This is a genomic window from Rathayibacter sp. AY1F6 (assembly GCF_002932035.1).
Lineage (GTDB): Bacteria > Actinomycetota > Actinomycetes > Actinomycetales > Microbacteriaceae > Rathayibacter.
The window spans coordinates 37,443-61,811 of the sequence record NZ_PSVD01000002.1; the positions used below are offsets into that span (position 1 = coordinate 37,443).

Here is a 24,369-nt window from a genome sequence, read left to right on the forward strand (position 1 = left end):
CGTCCGTCCGCTCAGACCGCTCCGGTGCTCGCCCACAGGTGGAACGCCGCGTGCGCCCGGTGCGGCCGCCACGCCTGCGACGCCGCCTCCGCCTCCACCGTGCTCACCCGGCCGAGCGCCTTCCGCAGCACCAGGTCGCCGGCGGGGAAGGCGTCCGGATCGCCGAGGAACCGGAGCGCGAGGTAGTCGGCCGTCCACGGCCCGATGCCCGGGATCGCGAGAAGCGCGCGCCGCTGCTCCGGCAGGTCGCCCGCGCGGTCGAGCACGGGTCCGGCGGCGAAGGCCTCGGCGACGGCCCGGACCGTCCGCGCCCGGGCGTTGGTGATCCCGATCGCTGAGCGCAGCGCCTCGAACTCCGGCGCGAGCAGGGCGGCGGGTGCGGGGAACGCCAGCAGACCGCGCTCCCCCGGGGCGCCGAAGGCCGCGGCGGTGCGTCCGCCGAAGGTCCGGGCCGCGGCGACGGACACCTGCTGGCCGAGGACCGCCATGACAGCCGCCTCGAACGCCTCCGGGTACTGCGTCGCGCGCAGCCCCGGTCGGGCCGCAATGGAGCGGGCGAGCAGCGGGTCCCGCGAGAGCTCGGCGCCGATCGCCACGACGTCGGAGTCGAGGTCGAACCAGGCACGGACGACCGCGGCCGCCGGCGTCAGCACGTCCGGCTCCGCCTCCACCCGCAGCCCGGTCTCCGTCACCTCGAGCACGATCGGCCGCGGCGCCCCGTCGAGGGTGAGCAGGCGCTCCAGGCGCCGGCCGTCGGCCGAGACCCGCTCCACTCCGGGGAGGGCGTGGTTGCGGAGGAGGCTCGCGGCGCCGGCTGAGTCGAAGGGCCCGAGGGCCGGCAGGTCGAGGGAGGACGTCTCGTTCAGGGGAGCAGGACCGTCTTGCCGCGCGCGCGGCCCGACTCGACGAGGGCGAGCGCGGCGGCCGCCTCGGTCAGCGGGAAGGAGGGCCCGAGCACGACCTCGAGCTCCCCGCGACCGGCGCGGTCGAGCAGGCCCGGCCGGGCGGCGTCGCGGAGGGCGGTGCCGGGATCGGCTCCCGGTCCGCCGCCGAGCATCAGGATCCCGCCGAGGCGGGCGGCGTGCTCGAAGCCGGCCACAGTGGCGATGCGCGAGCGGTCGGCGACCAGAGCCACCGAGGCGTCCAGCGCCTCGTCGGTGCCCGCCGTGTCCAGCGCGACGTCGACGCCGCCGGGGGCCAGGGCGCGCACGCGCTCCTCCAGCCCGGCGCCGTAGCGGACCGGTTCCGCGCCGAAGCGGCGGACGACCTCCTCGCCGCGCTCGCTCGTGGTGCCCAGCACCCGTGCTCCGCGGGCGACCGCGAGCTGCACCGCGAGCGAGCCGACGGCCCCGCTCGCCCCGTGCACCAGGACGGTGTCCCCGGAGGAGACGCGGGTGGCCTCGACGAGGTGCTCGGCGGTCGTCCCGGCCAGCAGCAGGCCCGCGGCCGCCGCCCAGCCGAGCCCGGCGGGCTTGGGCAGGACCGCGCTCGCGGGCGCGACCAGCTCGGCGGAGTAGCCGCCGGAGACCCGGAACGCCACGACCTCGTCGCCCACGCGGATCGGTCCGAGCGGCCCCTCGGCCCCCTCGCCGACCGCGGTCACGACTCCGGAGACCTCGCTGCCCGGCCGGACCGGCACCCGTCCGCGCCCGAACATCCCGCGCAGGAGCTTCGCGTCGGCCGGGTTCACGCCCGCTGCGCGCACCGCGATCCGCACCCTGCCGGGCGCCGGCTCCCCCGGATCGACCTCGACGGCGCGCAGCGCCTCCGGCCCGTCGAATCCCTCGGCCTGCATCGCGACGACCATGCGTCCGCCTCCCGTCCCCGGGCGCCTGCGCACCCGAGCGCGACGCTAGCAGCAGCGTCCGACCCCCGGACCCCCTGCGGAGAGCGCGGCAGCCGACCGAGAACGCCCGTTCTGGTACCGCCTACCATGGAGGGATGTCCCCGATCCTCGACGAGCGCCCTCCCCGCGAGGCGATCCTCGCGGCCGCCGACCGGCTCTACTACGAGCGCGGCATCCAGTCCGTGGGGATGGACGAGCTCCGCACGGCCGCGGGCGTCTCGCTGAAGCGCCTCTACTCGGAGTTCCCGAGCAAGGAGTCGGTGGTGGTCGCCGTCCTGCACGGCCGGCACGAGCAGTGGACCCTCGGCGTGACCACCCGGGTCGCCGCGGCGGACGGACCTCGCGGCAAGCTGCTCGCGATCTACGACTTCCTCTTCGACTGGTTCTCCGAGGACTCGTTCCGCGGCTGCGGCTTCATCAACGCCTTCGGGGAGCTCGGCTCGTCGAACCCGATGGTTGCCGAGATGGCGCGCGACCACAAGGAGACGTTCCAGCGCTTCCTCGCGACCCTCGCTGAGGAGGCGGGAGGCGGCGCCGAGCTCGCCGCGCAGCTCGCGATCCTCGCCGAGGGCGCCCAGACCACCGCGGCCATCGCCGGAACCCCGGAGGCCGCCCTGCACGCGCGTCGCGCCGCCGAGATCCTCATCGACGCGGAGACGCGCCCCGTCTGAGGCACGCCGCGCGCGGGATCAGGCCTCGCCGCCCCCGGGCGGGCCGACCACCAGCAGCGCCGCGAAGACCACGGCGACCAGAGCCAGGACCAGCGCCCCGGCGAGCACGGGCCGCGCGAGCGCCCAGCGGAGGAGCCGGCTCGTCACGCGCCGGTCGCGCGGGTCGTCCGTCGCGTGCGTCCGCCACGGGCCCTCCAGCAGGCCGCGGCGCTCGAAGCCGCGCTCCAGCGGGACCGTCGCGTAGGGCACGACCGCGCTGACGACCGCGAGCGCCGTCGCGCCCGCCGACCACCGCTGGTTCACCGCGAGCACCAGGGCCGCGGCTCCGTAGGCGAGGAACGCGAACCCGTGGATCGGCCCGGCGACGCTCACCGGCCAGTCGCCGGCTCCGGCCGCGTACTTCAGCAGCATCCCGACGATCAGGAGAGTCCAGGTCACCGCCTCGACGATCGACAGCAGGCGGAAGAGGCGGCGCGGGCTCATGGGATCGGCTCCGTTCGGTCCGCGGCGACGCGGCTCGGGGTCGGTCGAGGGTCGCCCGGAGCCTACGGGAGCACGCTCGCGAGGAACCTGAGCGGACGAGGACCGCTCGGGGCGCTCAGCCCAGCCAGCCGGTGAGCGAGAGGGCCGTCACCGCGCCGACCAGGCCCGCGGCGACGAGGGCGACCGTGCCCGTGACTCCGCTGCGGGAGGGGGCTGCGGCGGGGCCGCCGGCCAGGCGCGCCCAGAGCCGGCGTGCCACCTCCTCGGCGGAGGGGCGGTCGGCCGGATCGAGAGCGGTCATCGCGGTCAGCAGCTCGCGCCACTCCGCCGGGACCGTCTCCGGGACGACGGGCGCGTGGTGGAGGCGCTGGATCGAGATCTCGAGCGTCGTGCCGGTGTAGGCCCTGCGGCCCGAGACGGCCTCGAGGAGGACCAGCCCGAGCGAGTAGACGTCGGACGCCGGTCCGACCGGGCCGGAGCCGAGGCTCTCGGGGCTGAGGTACGCGGCGGTGCCCACCAGCACGTCGGAGCGGGTGAGCCGGGCGTCGTCGACCGAGCGGGCGATCCCGAAGTCGCTGAGCTTGGCCTCGTGCGCGGAGAAGCCGGATGCGGTGGCGCGCGAGCGGACGAGGACGTTCTCGGGCTTCACGTCGCGGTGGAGTACGCCCTGCGCGTGCAGGTGCGCGAGAGCATCGGCCACCTGAGCGCCGACCTCCGCGACGAGCCGCTCATCGCCGGAGCCGAACCAGTCGGCCGCCGGGTCGCTGCGGTCGAAGTACTCGAGGACGAGGAACGCGAGGTCGCCCTCCTCGCCGGGGATCTCGCCCTGGTCGAGGACGTCCACCACGGAGGCGTGACGCGAGTCGATCAGGAAGCGGATCTCGCGCTCGCGACGCGCCCGCTCGTTGGGGGTGTCCGGGACGTCGCGGTGGACCTTGACCGCGACCTGGCGGGCGAGGCGGAGGTCGCGGGCGCGGTAGACGACGGCGCTGCCGCCCTCCCCCACCCGCTCGAGCACGAGGTAGCGACCGGCCAGGGTGGAGCCGACCAGCGGATCCACGACGTCAGCCAGGAGCGGCTGCAGGCGGTCGAGTTCGTCCAGCACGGGCAGCTCCCTTCGCGAATGAGTCACTAGCTCGTCTAACTAGTAGTCCCTTCGTAGTGGTCGCCGCCCCTTCAGGCAAGCACCTCGAGGGAGGTTGGCTTGTCTAGATGTTCTTGCTACGAGACTGTCTAGACTGTTCGGCATGGATGAGGTCACGCTGAAGCGACCCGGGGCCTTCTGGTTCTCGGGTGAGGCGACCGAGCCCGGAGCGGTGGAGGTCCTCGCCGCGATGCGCGCCTTCCGCACGGCGGAGGCCGCGATGCGCCGCCGGACCCGCGGATCCATGGGCATGGGCGAGAACGACCTGCTGGCCGTGCAGTTCCTCATGCGCCGCCAGCAGAAGGGCGTGCACGTCAGCCCGAAGGACCTGGCCTCCTACCTCGGCATCTCCTCCGCCTCCACGACCGTGCTGATCGACCGGCTGGTCAAGAGCGGGCACGTGGTCCGGGAGCCGCACCCGAGCGACCGCCGGGCCATCCGCATCGTCGCCACCCCGACCTCCCACCGCGAGGTGCGCGAGACGCTCGACGAGATGCACCGCCGCATGCTCGAGGCGGCCGAGACGCTCAACCCCTCCGAGGCCGGGACCGTCATCCGCTTCCTGCAGACGATGCGCGACATCGTCGAGCGCCCGGCCGACTCCGAGACGGTCGACGCCGCCCAGGAGCTCGCGGGCGAGCCGATCGGCGAGTACGCCGACGGCGTGCTGGAGCAGCGCCGCGCCTGACGCGCGTCCACGCGGCCGTGGCCGTGCGTCCCCGAGAGTTCACTCCGAAGGACTTCTGCCGCGCCCCGGGTCCGTCGGAGAATCGAGGCGACCGGCGGCGATGGACAGAAAACGCAGTCCGCGACGTAAGTAGCTAGCTCAACTAGTAGGAAGTCTTTCTAGCGATATAGAGTGACGGACGTCAGCCACTCGTACGTCAGATCGGAGCACACCATGGGCAACATCCTGTACGGCACTCCCCCCGCCGCCATCGAGGTCGAGGACCGCGCCCTCGCCCACCTCCAGATCGTCATCATCAACAAGTTCCGCCGCGACGAGCGCTTCCTGCTCACCCTCGACGCGAGCCCCCAGGCCGGCACCGGCCGCCGCGGCGTGTGGATGCACCCGACCATCCCGATCCAGTTCGAGTTCAAGGGCAGCCGCCAGCCCACGATCAACCCGGAGTGGGTCAAGGCCCTCATGGAGCGCGCCAACAGCGGCGCCGGCCTCCGCATCGTGCCCGAGCCGACGAGCAACGCCGCCGTCCCGCTGCGCCGCGCCGAGCCCGCCGCCTGACCCTCCGCGCCGGAGCCGCTCCCGATCAGGCTCCGCCGCCGCACACCGACACGACCCGCCTTCCCGCCCGGGAGGCGGGTTCCGTCGTCTCCGGGCCTGAGAACCCCGGGAGCGCGCTCGCAAGTGGTTGACATTCCGCGCCACGGTCAGGGTCGCAGTCCTACACTGCTCCTGCGGCACGGGGTCGTTCCGGCGGGCTCGTCCCTGCTGTCGCACGCATGACCGGCCGCCGGCCGCTCGGGCCCCCCTCTCGAGCGACCGGCGGACGGCTGCGCGGCGCACCCGAAGCGCCGTCCGCGAGGTCCGCCGGAACCAGGAGCGGCCAGATGACCCACGGAACGAACAGCCTCACCACCACCGTCGACGAGGTGCGCCCGGGCGACCTCTTCTGCGCCGTCGTCGCCCACGAGACCGAGCAGTGGCGCGTCGTCGCCGTCCTCGGCATCCGCGTCCTCGCCGAGCGGGTCTCCGGAGGAGACCGCCGCAGCTTCACGCTCCGCTTCGTGCGCCACCAGCTCTCGCCGGACGTGCTCATCGCGAGGGGCGCCGCAGCGACGGCCTCTCCGGACTCCCGCCGCTAGAGCGACGCCGTCGCCACGGCGGGACGCGCCAGGCGGGCGAAGAGGCGGTCGAACACGACCCGCCGATCGAACTGCAGGGCGTACTCCCGGGCGGCCGCCGCTCGGCGTGCGCGTTCGTCGGCGCTGAGCTCGAGGACGGCGTGGTCGAGGAGCGCGGCGATCGTGTCCGGGCTGTCGACCGGGGTCACGAAGGCGTGCTCGCCGATCGCCTCGCCGATGCCGCCGGTCAGCGTGGTGATGATCGGCCCGCCCCCGGCGAGCATCTTCTCGGCCAGCGCGATGCCGAAGGTCTCGACGAACTCGGGTCGCGGCTTGCTCGGGAGCACGAACGCCGCGCAGCCCGCCATCAGGAAGGGCTTCTCCGCGTCGCCGACGTCGTCGAGGAAGCGGATGCGGTGCGCCAGCGGCGACGCCGCCGCGATCCGGCGCAGCTCCGCCTCCTGCGGACCGCGACCCGCGATGACGAGCTCGTGGCGCTCGTGGACGGCACTGCGCTCGTAACCGGTGATGAGGTCCTCCACGCCCTTCGCCTCGGTCAGGCGCGAGAGGAAGAGGACGTAGCCGTCGGTCCGGAGTCCGCGGGCCCGCACGACCTCCTCGACGACGCCGGGGTCGAGGTCGAGGTAGGCGTCCGCGTCGATCGCCGGGTAGGACACGGCGATGCGCTCCCGGCACTGCGGAGCGAAGCGCGTCCCGTGCGCGGCGTCGACGCGCTCCGCCTCCTCGATGATCAGGTCGCGCGTGTACTCCGACACCGCGACGCAGTGGTCCTGCGAGAGGTAGGAGGAGAGGATGTGGGCGGCGGCGCCCAGCCGGCCCTCCTCCACCGCCCGGCGAACCACGTTGGTGACGTCGGAGCCGACGGCCTCGGCGATCGTGGTGACCTCGACGGGGAGGCCTGTGCTCCAGGCGGCGCGGAGGGCGTCGGCCACGACGAGCGTGTGCGGGCTCAGGTAGAGCGAGAGGCAGACGGTCGGGACGCCGTCGGTGAACAGCTCGATCAGGCGTCCGGTCATCCCGGCCAGCCAGCGGCCGTCCGGGACCTTGTAGTCACCCACTGGTCCCGGCCGCTCCACGACGATGCCGTCGCTGTAGGGCAGCACGGCGTCGAGCGGCTTGAGCGGGAGGCCCGCGGCCTCGAGCCGGTCGATCGGCCAGGTGACGATCCGGACCTCGTCGAACCCGCGCTCCCGGGCGGTCTCGGCGAGATTGCGCGCTTCGACGGAGTGCCCGCAGATCACCGGATCGGCGCGGACGACGATGACGAGTCTGTTCTGCACGGTGTTCGAGTGCGTGCTCTGGTCCATGGGTCTCCTTCAGGGGTCGTCGGTCGGGTGCGGCGGCGGAGGCCGGACGCGCGGGGTCGGTGGTAGCGGGGGTGACAGCGAGCGGGGGTCAGTGCCGGCGCGCCGGCCACGAGGGCGGCCGGTGCTCGGGCAGGGTCCCCCAGTCGGAGGGCTCCGGACCGAGGTGCAGGAGCAGCTCACCGCCGAGATGGAGGGCGGCCGCGGTCAGGACGCTCGTCAGGAGGGGCGCGCCGTCGAACTCGGCCGACTGCACGTACTGGACCGGCCCACCCGGCTCGGGCTCGACGAAGCCGGTGGTCCGGATCTCGAGGTCGGCCCCTCCGATCGCCACCGACGCGCGCGCGAAGCTCGGCGCGTTGACCAGCACCAGGCCCTGCCCGGCGACGGGGAACAGCCCGAGGCTCGCCCACACGTACCAGGAGCTGAGGCCGCCGGAGTCGTCGTTCCCCGGCAGGCCTCCCCGGCCCGCTCCGAACCGCTGGTGCAGCACGCCGTGCACGATCTCGGCGGTCCGGTCGGGCCGTCCCGCGTAGTGGTACGCCCACGGCGAGTCCATGTCGGGCTCGTTGTTGAGCCCCTCGAAGCGTCCGAGCTCGGCTCCCGCGAGCATCTCGCTCCGCTCGGGGCGCAGCCCGGGCTGGACGACCGGCTCGGCTCCGTAGCCGAAGAACTCGTCCAGCTGGGCGATGAAGCCCCTGTCCCCTCCGCTGAGGGCGATGCGCCCGGCCATGTCGTGCAGCAGGCGGAAGGAGTAGTTGTGGCGGGTGCCCTCGTAGTACGTCGAGTCCTTGAGCAGGCCGGAGCGGAGGTCGAACGCGTTCACCCACTGCGCGGCGCGCTCCTCGAGCTGCTCGGCGAGCTCGAGATCGCCGACGTGGCGGGCCACGACCGCTGTGCACCAGTAGCCGTGCGCCAGGTCGAGCGTGTGGCTGATCGGGTGAGCCTCCCCCGCGGCGAGGAACTCCTCGCCGTACATCCGCTTGAGGTCCTCGCTCATGTGCACGAGAGCGGCGTCCCAGTCGACGCCGGGCAGCCCGAGCCGGCAGAGGTCGGCGAGGAAGGTGTGCGCGAGGGCACTGCCCTGGCGCGAGAACCGGTCGCTGCCCTTGGCCATCCGGTAGCCGATCGGGAAGTTGCCCTCCTCCTCGCAGATGGTCAGGAGCGCAGCCGCGATCTCGACCGCCCGCTCGGACAGCAGCATCGTGAGCAGCGGGAGCTGAGTGCGGTAGATGTCCCACATCGTGCTGATGTCGAAGACGAAGGGTCCGTCCGTCGGCCAGAACGGGCTCTCTGAGGGGGCGAGGCACGGCTTGATCAGCGAGTGGTAGAGCGCGGTCGAGAAGACCGTCTCGCGCTCGGCGGACGGGGTGTCGACGGCGATCGTGCGCAGGCGCTTCCGCCACGTCTTGCGGGTGCGATCACGGCGCTGGTCGAACCCGGTGCCCGCAGGAGGAACGTCGCGATGCAGGTTCTCGCGGGCGCGGTCGGTGCCCCGCAGCGAGAAGCCCATCCGGAGCTCGACGGTCTGCCCGGCCGTGCTGGGTCCCGCCCACATCAGCCCGAAGGGGCGCAGCGTGGTGGGACGGATGTGGTCGAAGTCGAGCCGGGTCCCGCCGGGCATCAGCCGGCGGTCGTACCAGAGCATCTGCCGCCACTGCAGGGCGTCGCACTCCAGGTGCACCGCGAGCGGCGCCCCCTCCATCACGACCTCGCCGGCCGCGACGCCGGGCGAGATCGAGTGCAGCTGCGCGCGCAGCGGCACCGTCGCTCCGCTCGGGATCGCCAGACCCCCGAGGGAGAGGTCGACCACCACGCGTGCGCTGCGGTGCTCGGGGAAGGTGTAGCGGTGCACCACGGAGGCGGGCCCGACGGTGAGCTCGGCCCGCACGCCGGAGGAGAGGGTCGCCGCGTAGTAGCCGGGCTCCGCCACCTCGTCCTCGAGGGCCCAGCTGCGCCCGAGCTCGTCGAGCGGCTCGAGCATCGGCGTGACCCGCAGGTAGTTGTAGTACTTGCGGATCGCGCCGGTGCCCGACTGCTGGAAGTGGGTGAATCCGCTCGCCTCGAGGCCGTCGTGGAGCGTCGGCGGGACCCCCTCGAGCGCGAGGTCGTAGCGGCCGTAGCCCGTCGGATAGGCGCCGGAGTAGGAGCACGCGGACACCATGCCGAGGGGGTAGGTGGCTCCGGGGTGCGTGTTGCCGATCTGCGGCTTCGGCGACCACCACGTCGCTGCGACCCCGGTCGGCTCCGGGAGCGCGGTCGCCTCCGTGCCCAGGAACGGGTCCACCCGCTCGATCATCCGCTCGCCGCCATGCCGTGACGCTAGGCACGGCGGGGAGACGAGGGGTGTCGACGGGGTGTCCGGCGGACGACGGAGCGGCGACGGATGAGGGCCGACGGGCTAGGGGATCAGGCGCTCCGCGCGGTAGCGGTCGAAGAGCGCCGTGAACGAGTCGACCGTCCGGTGGAACGCCGTGAAGCCGGCGAGGCGGGACTTGCCGATGTCGGTGACGACCTCGAGGTTCCGGCCGAGGTCGGCGTCCGTGTGCCACCAGGAGGCGACGCGGGAGAGGTCGGGCTCGATCAGCCCGTGCTCGTCGACGAGACGCCGCCAGACGGGCTCGGCATCGGCCATCTGCTGCTCGAGCGGCTGCGGCTCCTCCCCCGGGCCGACCGGCTCGACGCCGAAGTGCTCCGCGATCCGGGTCCACATCCAGCGCCAGCGGAAGACGTCGCCGTTGACCACGTTGAAGGCCTGGTCACGGCCCGCCTCCGACGTCGACGCCCAGAGCATCTGCTCGGCGAGGATCGTCGCGTCGGTCATGTCGGTGAGTCCGTTCCACTGCGTGAGCGAGCCGGGGAACACGAACGGGGTGCCCTCGGCACGGTGGATCGACGCCGCGACCGCGAGGGTCAGCCCCATGTTCATCGCGTTGCCGACGGCGTGCCCGATGACCGTGTGCGAACGGTGCACCGACCAGGTGAACCCGGCGCGCCCGGCCGCGGCGAAGAGCTCGTCCTCCTGCGCGTAGTAGAAGTTCGGGGCGTCGAGGCGCTCCTCCTCCTCGTGGAACGGGGTGTCGGGCATCGCGCCCTGCCCGTACGCCTCGAACGGGCCGAGGTAGTGCTTGAGGCCGGTCACCAGCGCGACGTGCTCGACGGGAGCGTGCGCGAGCGCGGCGAGGAGGTCGCGGACCATGCCGCCGTTGACCGCGATGTTCTCCTCCTCCGTCGCCTGGCGCGACCAGGCGGTGAAGAAGACGTGCGTGGGGCGCTGGTCGGCGAGAACGCGGGCCAGGTCCTCGGCGGAGCGCAGGTCGGCGGCGAGCGGAGTGACGCCGGGGAGCGCGTCGATCGGGCGGCGCGAGAGGGCGGTCACCGGCCACCCCTGCTCGGTGAGCAGGTCGACGAGGGCGGAGCCGCCGATGCCCGTCGCACCGACGACGAGGGCGCTGCGGGGGTCGGACGGGGGGACGGGAGTGGTGGAGGACATCCCCTGGGCCAACAGCCCCGGGGGCGAGGCATTCCCCGATCCGGGCGTCACGGAGGGACACCGGAGGTCACGGAGGGACACCGGGCGTCACGGAGGGACACCGGGCGTCACGGAGGGACACCGGGCGTCACGGGCGGACCGCGGACCGGGCTCCTCCCCTACCGTCGAGCACGAGCCGCCCGGGGTGGGCGCAGCGGAACAGGAGCCGACGATGACCGCGACCGACGTGCGGGCCGTGCCCGAGGTGGACTACGAGGAACTGGCGGGGCGGTTCCGGCCGCTGTTCGCCGAGATCGCGGCGGGGGCGGCGGCGCGGGAGAGCGCGCGCGAGCTGCCGGTCGCGCAGATCCGAGCGCTGGCGGACGCCGGGTTCGGCGCGGTGCGCGTGCCACTGGAGTCCGGCGGGGCCGGCGCGAGCCTCCCCCAGCTGTTCCGCCTGCTGACGGAGCTGGCCGCCGCCGACTCCAACCTCCCCCAGGCGCTCCGCGGCCACTTCGCCCTGGTCGAGGACCGGCTGCTCGCGACCGACGGGACCCGCGAGCGCTGGCTCCGGCGCTTCGCCGACGGCGAGCTCGGCGGCAACGCCTGGACCGAGGTCGGCACGGTCGCGATCGGCGACGTGCAGACGAAGGTCGCTCCGGTCGAGGGCGACCCGACGCGGTTCACGGTGACCGGCACGAAGTACTACTCCACCGGCAGCGTCTTCGCCGACTGGATCGACACCTTCGCCCAGCGCACCGACACCGGGCAGAAGGTGATCGCGATCGTCGACGCTCGCCAGGCGGGCGTCGAGCACGCCGACGACTGGGACGGCTTCGGCCAGCGCACCACCGGCTCGGGGACGAGCACCTTCACGGAGGCGGTGGTCGCGGCCGAGGACGTGATCGACTTCGAGACCCGGTTCCGCTACCAGACCGCGTTCTACCAGGCGGTGCTGCTGGCCGTGCTGGCGGGCTCGATCGCGGGGGCCGAGCGCGAGATCGCAGCCGAGGTGCGGGCGCGGACGCGGATCTTCTCGCACGGGAACGCCGAGTCGTTCGCGGCGGATCCGCAGATCCTGCAGGTGGTGGGGCAGGTCTCGGCCGCCGCCTATGCGGGAGCGGCGATCGTGGAGCGCGCGGCGGTCGCGCTGCAGCGGGCGCACGACGCGGCCCTCGACGGCGACCCGCTCGAGGACGAGCGGCAGAACGACCTCGCCGAGCTCGAGACGGCGCAGGCCCAGATCGTCCTGACGCAACTGGCCACCCGGGCGACCTCCGACCTCTTCGACGCGCTGGGCGCCTCCGGGGTGAGCACCCGCAAGAACCTCGACCGGCACTGGCGCAACGCGCGCACGGCAGCGAGCCACAATCCGTGGGTGTTCAAGGCGCGGATCGTCGGCGACCACGCGGTCAACGGCACCGTGCCGCCGCGGGTCTGGGCGATCGGCGCGGGGCCGAAGCGGTAGTCGCCTCTGCGCCGGCCGGGGGCGGTGGACAGCCGGCGAGGGCGGAGGAGAGGATCGAGGGGGCGGCGATGCGGCCGCCGCGGACGAGGGGGCTCGCGATGATCCGGACGACGACCGCGAGGGGCGCCGGTGCGCTGCTCGCCTGCGCGGCGGGGCTGCTCGCGCTGAGCGGCTGCACGGGAAGCGCCGACGGGGGGACGGCCCCGACGACAGCTCCACCGCTGATCTCGAGCGCTCCGACGCCGAGCAGTGCCGTGCCGACCGCGAGCGCCGGCAGCGCGACTCCGCTGCCCACCGCGACCCCGGCCACCGCCCTGCTCCCCTGCGAGGACCTGCTCACGGCCGAGGAGGAGGCGTCGCTCGCCGAGGACGGCCTCGCCCTCTCGCCCGAGGCGACGGTCTACGACGTCGACTACCCCGTCGTGCAGGAGATCGCCGAGGACGGGGTGCTCTGCCGGTGGAGCGGCCAGGGCGACGTGTCGGTCGTGGTCGGGCAGCTGGCGGTCCCGGACGCGGAGTGGCCGGATCGGAGCGCCGCGCTCCTCGCGGATGGGTTCACCGCCGACGACACCGCGGCTCCGGGCTTCCTCGACGGGCCCGACGGACCGGACGAGAGCTACCCCGGCCGCGGCGTCCTCCACCGCGACGGCGTCCTCTACTACGTGAGCTACTCCGGGATCGTCGGCTCGATCGTGCCGCTCTCCGGCTGAGGCGGCGGATCGACGACCCAGGGCGGGCGCCCGTGGTCGGCGCTGCTCCCCGTCGTCAGCTGCTCGCCGTGGTGGTCGAACGACAGCGGGACTCCCGCCTCGGCGCACTCACGGCCGATCAGGTCCATGGCGTTCCAGAAGTACTCGCTCGCTCGTCGATCCCCGGAGATCGCGGAGAGCAGATTGCTCGTGGCGAGACGAGCAGCGTCGGACGCGATCGAGTTCGAGGAGCTCTCGTCGAAGCCCTCGAGGGCTTCGCGAAACGGTGGACGCAGAACGGGATCGAGTTCCGGCGCGTAGTCGTTCCACGTGCGCTCGAGCGGGACACAGGGAGCGGCCTCCTGATCGCCTCCCGGCTCGGTGCAGCCCACGAGGAGCAGCACGGATACGAGTACCGCCGATGAGGCGGTCGTGCGGTCCACCATCGTTCATCGCTCGATGTGCATCGTCCCCGTCGTGACCCAGACCGCGCAGGCCTTCTCGCGATATTCCGGGGCACTGGTCTCGACGATGTGATCGCAGGTCGAGACGCCGGTGTACCACTTCACGCACCCCCCTTGAAACTCGTCCTCGCAGTTCTTGTTCGGCTGAATCGGAGCGGCCGAGGCCACCTGCGCCACGAGAACCGACGTCAGCGCCAGCGCGACGACAGCGAGACCGGACCCGAACCACAGAGGACTCTTCATGACGTCTCCTCATTCGCCGGCAGATTCGCCGGGTCCTGGGACCGCATCCATCGCGGAGAGGGTGTCGGACGGTCGGCGCGAACTCGACACATCGAGGCGCGGGCCGGGCCCTCGAGAAGGGGTAGCGTCGACAAGTGCGATTCCCGTGGCGTTCCCGAGACAGCGAGCGACTGCCGCGGGACGTGCTCGTGCTGGGGGTCGTCGCCTTCTTCGTGATGCTGGGGTTCGGCGTCGTCGTGCCGGTGCTGCCGACCTACGTGCGCAGCTTCGGCGTCGACTACACGGCGGTCGGCGCGGTCGTCTCGGCGTTCGCGCTGATGCGGCTGGTCGCGAATCCGTTCGTGGGGCCGCTCGTCGACCGGTTCGGCGAGCGGGTCGTGCTCGCCGTCGGCATCGGCATCGTCGCGCTCTCCTCGGCGCTGGTCGGCTTCGCCTCCGACTACCCGCACCTCCTCCTGCTGCGCGGAGTCGGCGGCATCGGCTCCGCGATGTTCTCCGTCGCGGCGATGACGCTCCTCCTGCGCACCGCGAGCCCGGAGCGGCGCGGCCGCTCGATCGGCTTCTACCAGGGCGGTTTCCTGCTCGGCGGCATGGCGGGCCCCGCGGTGGGCGGCGTGCTCACGGCGATCTCGCTCACCGCCCCCTTCTTCTTCTACGCCGGCACGCTCGCGATCGCGGGGCTCGTCGGGCTGATCCTGCTGCAGCGGCCGGAGCGCGACGCGGCACCGTCCGCCGCGGCGAGGACGAAGCCCCTGCGCGAGGTCGCCCGCGACCGCCGGTACCAGAGCGCGGTGCTGGCGAACTTCGCCCTCGGCTGGTCGGCGATGGGAGTCCGCGCGACGCTGGTCCCCGTGCTCGTCGTCGAGGGGCTCGGCGGGCAGCCCGCCTGGACCGGCATCGCGTTCGCGATCGCCGCGGTGGTGCAGACGATCGCGCTCGCGCCCGCCGGCCGCTTCGTCGACACGGTCGGCCGGCGCCCGGCGCTGATCGGCGGGTTCTCCGTCGCGGCGGTGGCGATGCTGGCGATGCCGTTCGTCTCGGAGCTGTGGCTGCTCGTCGTGCTGCTCTGCGTCTACGGAGCGGCGGCCGCCTTCATGGGCACGGCCCCGGGCGCGCTGGTCGGTGACGCCGCGGGCGAGCGCGGCGGCAAGCCGGTCTCGGTGTTCCAGGCCGCGTCCGACCTGGGCGGCGTGATCGGGCCGCTGCTCGCGGGCGCCCTCGCCGACGCCGCGTCGCCGACCGCGGCCTTCGCCTCCGCCTTCGTGCTGCTGGCGGCGAGCGCGCTGCTCGGCCTGCGGATCCCGCGCTCGCGGATCGCCTAGCTGTTCCGCCCGCGGGCGTCGACGGGCCAGACGGCGCCGCCGCCGTCGCGGAGGAGGACGCGGTACTCGTCGGCCAGGTTCACCGCGACGCAGACGTGGTTGGGCGCGATCCGCACGCGCGTCCCCACCGGGAGGTCGACTCCGGTGATCGTCGCATGGTGCTCCGAGAGCACCGGGATGCGCGCCTCCGGGTGCTCCGGGAGGCGGCCGAAGCCGCTCGAGGCCGCGCCGCGATCGGAGGAGAGCACCTTGCTGCCCGCGTCGGCGATCAGGTGGTCGCCGCGGCGGGACACGATCGTGGCGAGGACGGTGACGGCGATGTCCTCGGGCGCCATCGTGCCGATCTCCCACTGCTGGGCGTCGCCGAGGGCCGAGACTCCGGGGCGCAGCTCCGTGAGCACCGAGGAGTCGGCGAACGCGGCCGAGGGGGTCGAGCCTCCGCTGACCACGCGGGCCTCGACTCCGGACGCCGCGAGCGACGCGACCGCCTCGGCGAGCGCGCGCGCCTCGTCGCGGGCGGCCGACGCTCCGTTGCCGGCCGCGTAGCTGTGGCCGGGGAAGGTGAAGACGCCGGCGACGTCGAGCCCGGCCGAGACGGCGGCCGCGGCGATCGGGCCGGCCTCGGCGGGGAGCACGCCGCTGCGGTGGTGGCCGGAGTCGATCTCGACGACGACCTCGAGCCCCTCGCGCTCGGGCAGGGCCGCGGCCAGGCGCTCGGCCGACTCCGCCGAGTCGACGCCGACCCGCACCCGGGCGCTCGCGAGGACGTGGCGGAGCCGCCCGGCGCGCTCGGCGTCGAGCCAGAGCGGGTAGGCGATGAAGAGGTCGCGGATCCCTCCCGCGGCGAAGACCTCGGCCTCCGAGACGGTCGCGACGGTGAGCCCTACGGCCCCTGCGGCGAGCTGGCGGCGGGCGATCTCGAGCGACTTGTGCGTCTTCGCGTGGGGGCGGAGCGCCAGGCCCCGCTCGCGGGCCGCCGCGGCGACGGCGGCGATGTCGCGGTCGAGCACCGCCTCGTCGAGCACCAGCGCCGGAGTGGCGAGAGCGTCGAGCACGGCGGAGCGGGCGGAGGAGTCGGCGGCGGCGGTTACGACGGTCACGCGCCGAGCCTAGGCCGCACCACCGGCCCGCGTCCCGCCGAGAGGGTGGCCTCGGGCAGGTCCGCCGCCGGTCGTCGAGCCCCGCGGAAGGCGCCGCGGATGGATCCCGTTGAGCAGGACATCTCGTCGACCTCGGAGGCGGCCGCGCCGCTCCGCTCCGTCACCGTCCTCCGGATCGCCCACCTCTCCGCCGGGACGCTCCCGACGATGCTTCCGGGCTTCGGCGTCGTCGGGCTGAGCACTCTCGTCCACTGACCGTTCATCCGCCGCGGGATGCGGGAGGACCCCGGCGCTGCCAGGCTGAGCGGATGACTCCGCAGTCCTCCCGCCTCCGGCCCTTCGGCCCGTCCGGCGCCACCGTCACCCGGCTGACCCTCGGCACCTCCTGGCGCCCCGAGCGCGTCGCCGACCTCGATCGGGTGCCGGCCCTCGAGCGCGTCCTCGACTCCGACGCCGCCACCCGCGCCGTCTCCGTCGTCGACACGTCCAACGAGTACGCCGGCGGCCACAGCGAGCGCCTGATCGGCGAGGCCCTGCAGGCCCGCGGCGGTGTCCCCGAGGGGATCACCGTGGTCACCAAGCTCGACCGCGACCCGAGCACCGGCAGCTACTCGGCCGAGCGGATGCGCCGCAGCCTCGACGAGAGCCGCGAGCGCCTCGGGATGGACGTCCTCCCCCTGCTCTACCTGCACGACCCCGAGCGCATCTCGTACGACGAGGCCTTCGCCGAGGACGGCCCGGTCCGCGCGCTCGTCGCGATGAAGGAGGCGGGCGTCGCCCTCTCGATCGGGATCTCGGGCGGACCCGCGCCGATGCTGCGCCACTACGTCGACACCGGCCTCTTCGACGCCGTGATCACCCACAACCGCTTCACGCTCGTCGACCGCTCCTCCGAGGAGCTGATCGACGCGTCCGTCGACCGCGGCGTGATCGTGGTCAACGCGGCGGTCTACGGCGGAGGCGCCCTCGCGCGCTGGCCTGAGCCGGTCGCCTCCTACGCCTACCGGCCGGCGCCGCGCGAGATCGTCGACGCCGTCGCGGCGATGGGAGCGGCCTGCGAGCGGGCGGGCGTGCCGCTCGCCGCCGCCGCGCTGCAGTTCTCGACGCGCGACCCCCGCGTGACGACGACGGTCGTCGGCGCCACCTCCGCCGAGCACTACGACTCCTTCGTGGCCGACGACGCGCTCGAGATCCGCGACGCGCTGTTCGAGGAGCTGGAGTCGCTCGCTCCGCCGAGCACCGTCTGGCAGGACGCGCCCGGGGCGACCTGGCCGCGCTGATCCGGGCATAGCCGGGCTCTCCTCCCGGTTGGAGCACGTGACCCCCTCCGCGAGATGCCGCCGCCGTACGCCCTCATCGGCGTATCGCGTACCGAAGCGGCGTTCCGCGGAGAAGCACGACAGGAGAGACATGACCGACACCGCTTTGTTCCAGCCGCTGACGCTCCGCTCGAGGACCGCGCGCAACCGCCTCTGGGCGGCACCGATGTGCCAGTACTCGGTGGAGGCGCAGGACGGCGTGCCCACCTCGTGGCACCTCGTGCACCTCGGCGGGCTCGCGCGCGGCGGATCGGGCGTCGTCATCGCGGAGGCCACCGCCGTCGTCCCCGAGGGGCGGATCAGCCCCTGGGACACGGGGCTGTGGAACGACGAGCAGCGCGACGCCTGGGCTCCGATCGTCGATTTCGTGCACGGGCAGGGCGCGCTCGCCGGCGTGCAGCTCGCCCACGCGGGCCGGAAGGCGTCGACCTACCGCGAGTGGAGCGGACGCGGATCCGTGCCGCTGGAGGACGGCGGCTGGCCGACCGTCGCTCCCTCGGCCGTCGCGTTCGAGGGCTACGCGGAGCCGCGCGAGCTGGCCGCGGAGGAGCTGCCCGGCCTCGTCGAGGCGTTCCGCGCCTCCGCCCGCCGCGCCGCGGACGCCGGCTTCGACGTGATCGAGCTGCACGCCGCGCACGGGTACCTGCTCCATCAGTTCCTGTCGCCGCTCTCGAACACCCGCGAGGACTCCTACGGCGGCTCGCTCGAGAACCGGGCGCGCCTGCTGCTCGAGGTCGTCCGCGCGGTCCGCGCCGAGATCGGGGAGCTCGTTCTGCTCGTCCGCTTCTCCGCGACCGACTGGGCCGAGGGCGGCTGGACGCTGGAGGAGACGATCACCGTCTCGGCGTGGGCGCGCGCCGAGGGCGTGGACCTCTTCGACGTGTCGACCGGCGGACTCGTGCACGCCAGCATCCCGGTGGCGCCGCTCTACCAGGTGCCGTTCGCGCGCGACCTGCGGAGGGCGACCGGTGCGCTGGTCGGCGCCGTGGGACTCATCACCACGGCGGAGCAGGCGGAGGGCGTGGTCGCGAACGGCGACGCCGACGTCGTGCTGCTCGCCCGCGAGCTGCTGCGCGACCCGAACGCTCCGGTGCGGATGGCGCACGAGCTCGGCGCGGACCTGCCGGTGCCCCCGCAGTACACCCGGGCCTGGCGCTGAGCCTTCAACCGCGAGATGCCACCTGTGTGCACGCCTCGCGGCGTGTCATGTGCACAAGTGGCATCTCGCGGAGGAGAGCGGTCGGGCCCCCCGGAGGAGAGCGTCAGCTCTCGGAGGGCTCCTCGGGAGCGTCCTCCTCGGGGTTGAAGTGCGAGTCTCCGGAGACCCCCACCGCCAGCCCGTCCTCGGAGTGCGGGATGGTCTCGTCGTCGCCGAGACCGTTCGCCTTCTTCTCGCCCTCGGACGAGGTGGCTGCGTCGGTCACGGCTCAGGCCTCGACGTCGCCGCGCCAGGCACCGTCGGGGGTGCCCTGCTTCTCGATGTACTCCTTGAAGTTGTTCAGGTCCTTCTTCACAGCGTGGCTGCCGGCGCCGACGAGCGAGCCGAGCGTCTCGAGGAAGCCCTTCGGCTCCCAGTCGAGCTGCACGGTGACGCGGGTCTCGGTGTCGGAGAGCTTGTGGAAGGTGACGACGCCCGCGTGGTCGGTCTCGCCGCCGGTGCTGTTCCACGCGACGCGCTCGTCGGGGTGCTGCTCGGTGATGTTCGCCTCGAACTCGCGCTCGACGGGGCCGACCTTCACCTTCCAGACGGTGAGGGTGTCGGTGACCTGCTGGATCGACTCGACCTCGTCGAGGAAGCGCGGGAACTCCTCGAACTGGGTCCACTGGTTGTAGGCGACGGACACGGGGACGTTGACGTCGACGGTCTCGATGATCTGCGGCACGGTGGTGCTCCTTGCTGTCTCACTCGGTGTGCGGCGTTCCGCTGCTGCGGTCGTCACGCTCGACGTTAGGCGGGAGCCGCCTGGGAGCGCACCGGGTTGCGGACTGACCCGAACGTGGTAAGCAGAGGCGGTGCTGCGGTGCGCGCGCCGGGACGGCTCCGTCGGGTGCCGAGACGCCGCCGTGCGCGCCGGGACGTCCGCGGGAGGGCGGCGTCCGGACGGCACGGCGGCGTCTCGGGAGCGGCAGGCCGGAGCAGGCCGTGGTCAGCGGTCCTGCGGGTCCCCGCCGAGCTGGCCGATGGCGGGGAGGGGGCCGCCGTCGTCGGCGCCGGTGCGACGCCAGCGGGCGATGGCGTTGCCCAGGTGGTAGATCACGAGGGCGGCGCCGGCGCCGAGGACGATGCCGCCGAGCTCGAAGCCACCGGAGGAGAACGAGAAGCCGGCGATGGCGATCACGAGGGAGACCGCGGCGGTGTACTGGTTGACCGGGCGCGAGAAGTCGACGCGGTTGTCGATCCAGATCTTGATGCCGATCACGCCGATCAGGCCGTAGAGCGCGGTGGTCGCGCCGCCCAGGACTCCGGCCGGGATCGAGTTGAAGACGGCGCCGACCTTGGGCGAGAGGCTGAGCAGGATCGCGGTGACGCCGGCGACCCAGTAGGCGGCCGTCGAGTACACGCGGGTGGCCGCCATCACTCCGATGTTCTCGCCGTAGGTCGTGGTGCCGGAGCCGCCGAAGGCGCCGGAGAGGGTGGTCGCCACACCGTCCGCGATCAGGGCCCGGCCGGTGCTGGCGTTGGCGGAGGCGTCGGTCATCGTCGCGACGCCGCGGACGTGTCCGACGTTCTCGGCGATGAGGACGAGCACGACCGGCAGGAACATCGCGATGCCCGACCACGTGGATCCGGAGGCGAAGTCGGGGAAGGTGAACGGCGGCAGCCCGAACCAGTCGGCCGCACCGACCGCGGAGTAGTCGATCTCGTTCCGGAGCAGGGCGACGACGTAGCCGATGACCACGCCGAGGAAGATCGAGACGCGGCCGAGGAAGCCGCGGAGGAACACGCTCGACAGGATGATCGCGGCGAGCGTGATCGTCCCGGTGATCGGTGCCTGCTTGAAGCTGAGGTACGCGGTCGGAGCCAGGTTGAACCCGATCAGGGCCACGATCGCGCCGGCGACGACCGGCGGCATCAGCCTGTCGATCCAGCCGAGGCCGACGACCTGCACGAGGACGCCGACGGCGGCCAGGAGGAGGCCCACGGCGACGACTCCGGCGAGCGCCGACCCCGTCCCTCCGACGGCGGTCGCGGCCGTGACGGGCGCGATGAACGCGAAGCTCGAGCCGAGGTAGCTGGGGAGCCGGTTGCGCGTGATCAAGAGGAACAGCAGCGTCCCGACTCCGGAGAAGAGCAGGGTCGTGGCGACCGGGAACCCGGTGAGCACGGGCACGAGGAACGTCGCTCCGAACATGGCGACGACGTGCTGGATGCCGATGGCGATCGTCGCCGGCCAGGCGAGCCGCTCGCCGGGGGCGACGACGGCGCCGGGCTCGACGGTGCGGCCGTCTCCGTGCAGGGTCCAGATGGGCATGGGGCTCCTCGGCGGGGAAGGGAGGCGGGGGTCGACGTTCACAGTAGCGAGGGGTCTGGCCGTGCCGCGGCACCCGACCTACGATCGGGCCATGGACGGAGCGCGGCGTCTCGGCGAGAAGGAGTTCTCCGCGCACCTCGCCGAGCGGGTCGCGCGGATCCGCGGGTCGTTCGGCGACCTCCCGCTCTGGGCGGTCTCGGGCTGGAACGGTCCGCGGCTGCTGGCGGAGTGGACGCTGACGGGCGGCCCGCGGGGGCTCTCGTTCCTCGCCGACGACGCGGTCCCGGGCGGGCCGGGGCCCTCCGTCGAGATCCGCACGACCCTCGGCGATCCGCGGCACGACGTCGCGCTGCTCTGCTGCCGGGAGGAGGCGCCCGTCTCGTTCGTGCAGCCGGAGGCGCTGCCCGCTCCCACGCGGATCGCGGAGATCCCGGTCGACGGGGCTCCGGAGCCCTTCGAGGTGTGGGAGGGAGCCGGGGCCGTGCGCGCGGCCGCCTGGGTGCGGGGGCACGTCCTCACGCTGGAGTGCCGCGGAGTCGACCTGGACGCTCTCGCGTTGAACGAGGTGGACGACATCGAGCCGTTCGTGGCCGGCTGGCTGGAGTTCGTGGGCACCTCGCGGCGTTGAGCGCCGACCCGCGCTCCCGCGGTGCTGGGAGAGCGCGGAGTCCCGCCCGGCGCGCCGGTGAAAGATGTGCGCCGATCCCGGACAGGAGGGAGCATGAGGCACATGCCAGCTCCCCTCGCGGGTCCCGACCGGTTCGCCGCGGTCGCCGCCGCGGTCGCCGATCCCGTCCGCCGCTACCTCTGGCGGCGCACCGACTCCGCCACCGCCGACGACGTGCTCGCCGCGACGCTCTCGGCGCTCTGGCGCCGCAGCGCCGACGTCCCCGAGGACGACCCGGTGCCGTGGGCGATCGGCGTCGCCCGGCTCCAGCTGCAGAACGCCCGGCGGATGCAGCGCCGGCAGGTCATGCTCGCCCAGCGGATCGCGGTCGTCGATCCGCCCCAGGTGCACATCGACGAGGGCGAGGCGTCGGGCGCGGAGGAGACCGTGCGCCTCGTGCTCGCCCGGATGCGCGAGCAGGACGCCGAGCTGCTGCGCCTCTGGGCGTGGGAGGAGCTCGACGTCCGCGGGATCGCCGCGGTCCTCGGAGTCACGGCGAACGCCGTCTCGATCCGCCTCCATCGCGCGCGGCGCCGCTTCGCCGAGCTCTACGACTCCACCGACCCGCACGCGCCCGAAGGGGGACTCCGATGACCGGAACCGACGACGAGGACGTCCGCCGCCTCCTCCGCACGGTCGACCCCGCGCGGAGCCTCCCCGCGCTCGACCGCGACGAGCTCGCCGAGCAGATCGCCGCCGCGACGGGTGAGGGCACGCGGACGGTGCACTCCCGCCGCCGGTCCCCCTGGCTGATCGTGGGAGTCGGCGCGCTGAGCGCCGGGGCCGCCGCCTCCCTCCTGCTGCCCTTCGCGCTCGGCGTGGGCGGGGGCAGCACCTCGACGCTGATCCTGCCGAGCACGGACGGGCCGATGGCCGCGTGCTCGCCGGTGACGGCCGCCGCGCTGGCCCCCGCTCAGCTCGCGTTCCGGGCCGAGGTCCGCTCGATCGACGGGAGCACCGTCACCCTGCACGTGCTCGAGCGCTACGCGGGCGAGGTCGGCGACGGCGTCACGGTCACCCAAGGCAGGGAGACGGCGGTGGACGGGGCCCCCATCGTCTTCGAGACCGGGGTCGACTACCTGGTCGCGGCCGACGGCGACACGATCCTGACCTGCGGCCTCAGCGGCGAGAGCTCCCCCGAGCTCGCGGCGCTGTACCAGGAGGCGTTCTCGCGGCAGTAGGCGGAGGCGGGTAGCGGCCCGGGCGAGCGGTGGCAAGGGCCTCCCCGATCGGGGGGAGCGGCGCGCAGGCTGGGGCATGGGCCTCCCGGCCCTCCCCCTCCGGTCGCCCGGCGGCGCCCGCGGGCCCTCGGCGACACCGCCCCGCCCGCCCCGCAGGAGGCCCGCATGCCGGTGTTCCGGCTCCTCGAACCGCTCCACGCCGCCGGTGTCGCGCTCGCCGACCTCGCGAGCGATCGGCTCCGCCTCCACGGCGACGGCTCCGACGTCCGCATCACCGCGGTGACCGTCGCGCACACCGAGGCGGGCCCCGGCGCCCTCTTCGCCGCGCTCCCCGGGAGGAGGAGCCACGGCGCCCGGTTCGCGGCCGACGCAGCGGCAGCGGGAGCTGTCGCCGTGCTCACCGACGCGGGCGGGCTCGACGAGGCCCGCGCCTCCGGACTGCCCGTCCTCCTCAGCGACGACCCCCGCACGGCTCTCGGCCCGGTCGCCGCGCAGGTGTACGGCACGAGGAGCGGACCGGTGCTCCTCGGCGTGACCGGCACCAACGGCAAGACCAGCACCGTGCACCTCCTCGACGCGGTGCTCCGGCAGCTGGGCGTCGTCTCGGGGCTGAGCTCCACCGCCGAGCGCCGCAGCGCCGACCACGTCGTCGCCAGCCGCCTCACCACGCCCGAGGCCTCCGAGCTGCACGCGCTCCTGGCCCGGATGGCGGAGGACGGCGTCGAGGCGGCGGCGATCGAGGTCAGCGCTCAGGCGCTCGTGCGCTCGCGGATGGAGGGGATCGTGCTCGACGTCGCCGGCTTCACCAACCTCAGCCACGACCACCTCGACGACTTCGGCGACCTGGACGAGTACCTCCGCGCCAAGCAGCGCCTGTTCACGCCCGAGCGGAGCCGCCGCGGCGTCGTGGTCGTCGACACCGAGGCGGGGCGCCGGGTCGCCCGCGAGGCCTCCGTCCCGGTCGTCACGCTCTCGGCCGGGGACGGAGCCGACTGGCGGATCGACGTGCTCGAGACCGCGGTCGACCGCACCCGCTTCCGGCTCACCGCCCGCGACGGCTGGTCGACGACCACCTCCGTCCCGCTCCTCGGACGCCACATGGCCTCGAACGCGGCGCTCGCGCTGGTGATGCTGATCGAGGCGGGCCACGCGCGCGACCGGGTGGCCGCAGCGGTCGGCTCCGGGATCGACGTCACCGTGCCCGGGCGGACGCTGCTCGTGTCCGGCGCCGACGGGCCGCGGGTGTTCCTCGACTTCTCGCACACACCCGACTCGGTCGCGCGCACTGTCGACGCCCTCCGCGAGGTGACGCCCGGCCGCGTGCTCGTCCTCCTCGGCGCCGACGGCGACCGCGACCCGAGCAAGCGCGCGCCGATGGGCCGGGCCGCCGCCGAGCGCGCCGACCTGGTGATCGTCACCGACCACCACCCGCGCTTCGAGGACCCCGCGCGGATCCGCCGCGCCCTGGTCGACGGCGCCCGCCGCGTCGAGCGCTGCGAGGTGCTCGAGATCGCGGAGCCGGCCGACGCCGTCCGCGCCGCGCTGCACCGGGCCGGCCCGTCCGACTCCGTCCTCTGGGTCGGCCCCGGCGACACCGACTACCGCGTGGTCGGCGCCGACGACCTCCCCTACTCCCCCCGCGCCGACACGGCCCGCGCGCTGGCCGAGGCCGGCTGGAGCGTCGACCTGCTTGACTGAC

The 24,369-nt window shown here is 73.8% G+C and carries 27 protein-coding genes; 14 read left to right on the forward strand and 13 right to left on the reverse strand.

Annotated features, from left to right (window positions below):
• Positions 1–11: 11 nt before the first annotated feature.
• Together C5C44_RS02330 and C5C44_RS02335 are read right to left on the reverse strand one after the other, a co-directional pair.
• Positions 12–866: an AlkA N-terminal domain-containing protein gene (locus C5C44_RS02330; RefSeq protein ID WP_308471035.1), complete on the reverse strand. Its 855-nt coding sequence runs from the start codon at positions 864–866 to the stop codon at positions 12–14.
• Positions 863–1,807 (reverse strand): NADP-dependent oxidoreductase, encoded by a 945-nt coding sequence (locus tag C5C44_RS02335; protein ID WP_258066627.1) that lies wholly within the window; start codon positions 1,805–1,807, stop codon positions 863–865. The genes C5C44_RS02330 and C5C44_RS02335 overlap by 4 nt, the downstream gene beginning before the upstream one ends.
• A 134-nt stretch (positions 1,808–1,941) precedes the next feature.
• Between C5C44_RS02335 and C5C44_RS02340 the strand changes: the two genes are divergently transcribed.
• The gene (locus tag C5C44_RS02340) at positions 1,942–2,517 is read left to right on the forward strand and encodes a TetR/AcrR family transcriptional regulator (RefSeq protein ID WP_104224170.1); all 576 of its coding nucleotides are present in this window, start codon (positions 1,942–1,944) and stop codon (positions 2,515–2,517) included.
• A gap of 18 nt (positions 2,518–2,535) precedes the next feature.
• Here the strand turns inward: C5C44_RS02340 and C5C44_RS02345 are convergent, their stop codons facing one another.
• On the reverse strand, positions 2,536–3,000 hold the full coding sequence (locus tag C5C44_RS02345; RefSeq protein WP_104225947.1) for a DUF3817 domain-containing protein: 465 nt from the start codon (positions 2,998–3,000) through the stop codon (positions 2,536–2,538).
• Between the two features lie 115 nt (positions 3,001–3,115).
• Positions 3,116–4,105: a serine/threonine-protein kinase gene (locus C5C44_RS02350; protein WP_181132665.1), complete on the reverse strand. Its 990-nt coding sequence runs from the start codon at positions 4,103–4,105 to the stop codon at positions 3,116–3,118.
• Between the two features lie 142 nt (positions 4,106–4,247).
• Between C5C44_RS02350 and C5C44_RS02355 the strand changes: the two genes are divergently transcribed.
• From C5C44_RS02355 to C5C44_RS02365, 3 genes are all read left to right on the forward strand, one after another.
• Positions 4,248–4,832, forward strand: a complete 585-nt coding sequence (locus C5C44_RS02355; RefSeq protein WP_104224167.1) for a MarR family winged helix-turn-helix transcriptional regulator — start codon at positions 4,248–4,250, stop codon at positions 4,830–4,832.
• 213 nt (positions 4,833–5,045) lie between these two features.
• On the forward strand, positions 5,046–5,387 hold the full coding sequence (locus C5C44_RS02360; RefSeq protein ID WP_104335324.1) for an ATP-dependent DNA ligase: 342 nt from the start codon (positions 5,046–5,048) through the stop codon (positions 5,385–5,387).
• Positions 5,388–5,713: 326 nt separating this feature from the next.
• On the forward strand, positions 5,714–5,968 hold the full coding sequence (locus tag C5C44_RS02365) for a hypothetical protein (RefSeq protein ID WP_104246999.1): 255 nt from the start codon (positions 5,714–5,716) through the stop codon (positions 5,966–5,968).
• Here the strand turns inward: C5C44_RS02365 and C5C44_RS02370 are convergent.
• The 3 genes from C5C44_RS02370 to C5C44_RS02380 all read right to left on the reverse strand — a co-directional run bounded on the left by C5C44_RS02370 (position 5,965) and on the right by C5C44_RS02380 (position 10,765).
• Positions 5,965–7,275 carry a glycosyltransferase gene (locus C5C44_RS02370; protein WP_104335200.1) on the reverse strand — a complete coding sequence of 437 codons (1,311 nt, stop codon included), beginning with the start codon at positions 7,273–7,275 and terminating at the stop codon, positions 5,965–5,967. The genes C5C44_RS02365 and C5C44_RS02370 overlap by 4 nt on opposite strands.
• An 88-nt stretch (positions 7,276–7,363) precedes the next feature.
• Complete coding sequence (locus C5C44_RS02375) at positions 7,364–9,559, reverse strand: glycoside hydrolase domain-containing protein (protein ID WP_258066629.1); 2,196 nt, start codon at positions 9,557–9,559, stop codon at positions 7,364–7,366.
• Between the two features lie 114 nt (positions 9,560–9,673).
• Positions 9,674–10,765 (reverse strand): SDR family oxidoreductase, encoded by a 1,092-nt coding sequence (locus C5C44_RS02380; protein ID WP_104319292.1) that lies wholly within the window; start codon positions 10,763–10,765, stop codon positions 9,674–9,676.
• A 211-nt stretch (positions 10,766–10,976) separates the two neighbouring features.
• On the opposite strand from C5C44_RS02380, the gene C5C44_RS02385 reads away from it, so the two are divergent.
• Positions 10,977–12,212 carry an acyl-CoA dehydrogenase family protein gene (locus C5C44_RS02385; protein ID WP_104233459.1) on the forward strand — a complete coding sequence of 412 codons (1,236 nt, stop codon included), beginning with the start codon at positions 10,977–10,979 and terminating at the stop codon, positions 12,210–12,212.
• Positions 12,213–12,310: 98 nt separating this feature from the next.
• A complete protein-coding gene (locus C5C44_RS02390; protein WP_104287713.1) occupies positions 12,311–12,922 on the forward strand; it encodes a hypothetical protein in 612 nt (203 codons plus the stop codon).
• Here C5C44_RS02390 and C5C44_RS02395 read toward each other — a convergent pair.
• Both C5C44_RS02395 and C5C44_RS02400 read right to left on the reverse strand, forming a co-directional pair.
• Positions 12,880–13,347 carry a hypothetical protein gene (locus C5C44_RS02395; protein WP_104335202.1) on the reverse strand — a complete coding sequence of 156 codons (468 nt, stop codon included), beginning with the start codon at positions 13,345–13,347 and terminating at the stop codon, positions 12,880–12,882. The genes C5C44_RS02390 and C5C44_RS02395 overlap by 43 nt on opposite strands.
• Positions 13,348–13,350: 3 nt before the next feature.
• Positions 13,351–13,608 carry a hypothetical protein gene (locus C5C44_RS02400; RefSeq protein WP_104335203.1) on the reverse strand — a complete coding sequence of 86 codons (258 nt, stop codon included), beginning with the start codon at positions 13,606–13,608 and terminating at the stop codon, positions 13,351–13,353.
• Positions 13,609–13,742: 134 nt separating this feature from the next.
• Between C5C44_RS02400 and C5C44_RS02405 the strand changes: the two genes are divergently transcribed.
• Positions 13,743–14,930: an MFS transporter gene (locus tag C5C44_RS02405; protein ID WP_244229579.1), complete on the forward strand. Its 1,188-nt coding sequence runs from the start codon at positions 13,743–13,745 to the stop codon at positions 14,928–14,930.
• On the opposite strand, the gene C5C44_RS02410 is transcribed toward C5C44_RS02405, so the two are convergent.
• Positions 14,927–16,030, reverse strand: coding sequence for an alanine racemase (locus C5C44_RS02410; protein ID WP_258066630.1), 1,104 nt, complete (start codon positions 16,028–16,030; stop codon positions 14,927–14,929). The two genes, C5C44_RS02405 and C5C44_RS02410, sit on opposite strands and share 4 nt — an antisense overlap.
• A 99-nt stretch (positions 16,031–16,129) precedes the next feature.
• Between C5C44_RS02410 and C5C44_RS16865 the strand changes: the two genes are divergently transcribed.
• From C5C44_RS16865 to C5C44_RS02420, 3 genes are all read left to right on the forward strand, one after another.
• Positions 16,130–16,285, forward strand: a complete 156-nt coding sequence (locus tag C5C44_RS16865; RefSeq protein ID WP_181132667.1) for a hypothetical protein — start codon at positions 16,130–16,132, stop codon at positions 16,283–16,285.
• 53 nt (positions 16,286–16,338) lie between these two features.
• The gene (locus C5C44_RS02415; RefSeq protein ID WP_104335204.1) at positions 16,339–17,310 is read left to right on the forward strand and encodes an aldo/keto reductase; all 972 of its coding nucleotides are present in this window, start codon (positions 16,339–16,341) and stop codon (positions 17,308–17,310) included.
• Positions 17,311–17,440: 130 nt separating this feature from the next.
• On the forward strand, positions 17,441–18,508 hold the full coding sequence (locus C5C44_RS02420; protein ID WP_104335205.1) for an NADH:flavin oxidoreductase/NADH oxidase: 1,068 nt from the start codon (positions 17,441–17,443) through the stop codon (positions 18,506–18,508).
• A 103-nt stretch (positions 18,509–18,611) separates the two neighbouring features.
• Here the strand turns inward: C5C44_RS02420 and C5C44_RS16870 are convergent, their stop codons facing one another.
• From C5C44_RS16870 to C5C44_RS02430, 3 genes are all read right to left on the reverse strand, one after another.
• Positions 18,612–18,773: a hypothetical protein gene (locus tag C5C44_RS16870; RefSeq protein ID WP_167299017.1), complete on the reverse strand. Its 162-nt coding sequence runs from the start codon at positions 18,771–18,773 to the stop codon at positions 18,612–18,614.
• 3 nt (positions 18,774–18,776) lie between these two features.
• Positions 18,777–19,232, reverse strand: a complete 456-nt coding sequence (locus C5C44_RS02425; protein WP_104224157.1) for an SRPBCC family protein — start codon at positions 19,230–19,232, stop codon at positions 18,777–18,779.
• A gap of 264 nt (positions 19,233–19,496) precedes the next feature.
• Positions 19,497–20,822, reverse strand: coding sequence for a uracil-xanthine permease family protein (locus C5C44_RS02430; protein WP_104225956.1), 1,326 nt, complete (start codon positions 20,820–20,822; stop codon positions 19,497–19,499).
• A 91-nt stretch (positions 20,823–20,913) separates the two neighbouring features.
• On the opposite strand from C5C44_RS02430, the gene C5C44_RS02435 reads away from it, so the two are divergent.
• The 4 genes from C5C44_RS02435 to C5C44_RS02450 all read left to right on the forward strand — a co-directional run bounded on the left by C5C44_RS02435 (position 20,914) and on the right by C5C44_RS02450 (position 24,368).
• Positions 20,914–21,450, forward strand: a complete 537-nt coding sequence (locus C5C44_RS02435; protein ID WP_104335206.1) for a hypothetical protein — start codon at positions 20,914–20,916, stop codon at positions 21,448–21,450.
• A 102-nt stretch (positions 21,451–21,552) separates the two neighbouring features.
• A complete protein-coding gene (locus tag C5C44_RS02440; RefSeq protein ID WP_181132669.1) occupies positions 21,553–22,083 on the forward strand; it encodes an RNA polymerase sigma factor in 531 nt (176 codons plus the stop codon).
• Positions 22,080–22,670, forward strand: a complete 591-nt coding sequence (locus C5C44_RS02445; RefSeq protein ID WP_104335208.1) for a hypothetical protein — start codon at positions 22,080–22,082, stop codon at positions 22,668–22,670. Before C5C44_RS02440 ends, C5C44_RS02445 begins: the two co-directional genes overlap by 4 nt.
• Positions 22,671–22,835: 165 nt before the next feature.
• Positions 22,836–24,368, forward strand: coding sequence for a Mur ligase family protein (locus tag C5C44_RS02450; RefSeq protein ID WP_104323588.1), 1,533 nt, complete (start codon positions 22,836–22,838; stop codon positions 24,366–24,368).
• Position 24,369 lies beyond the last annotated feature (1 nt).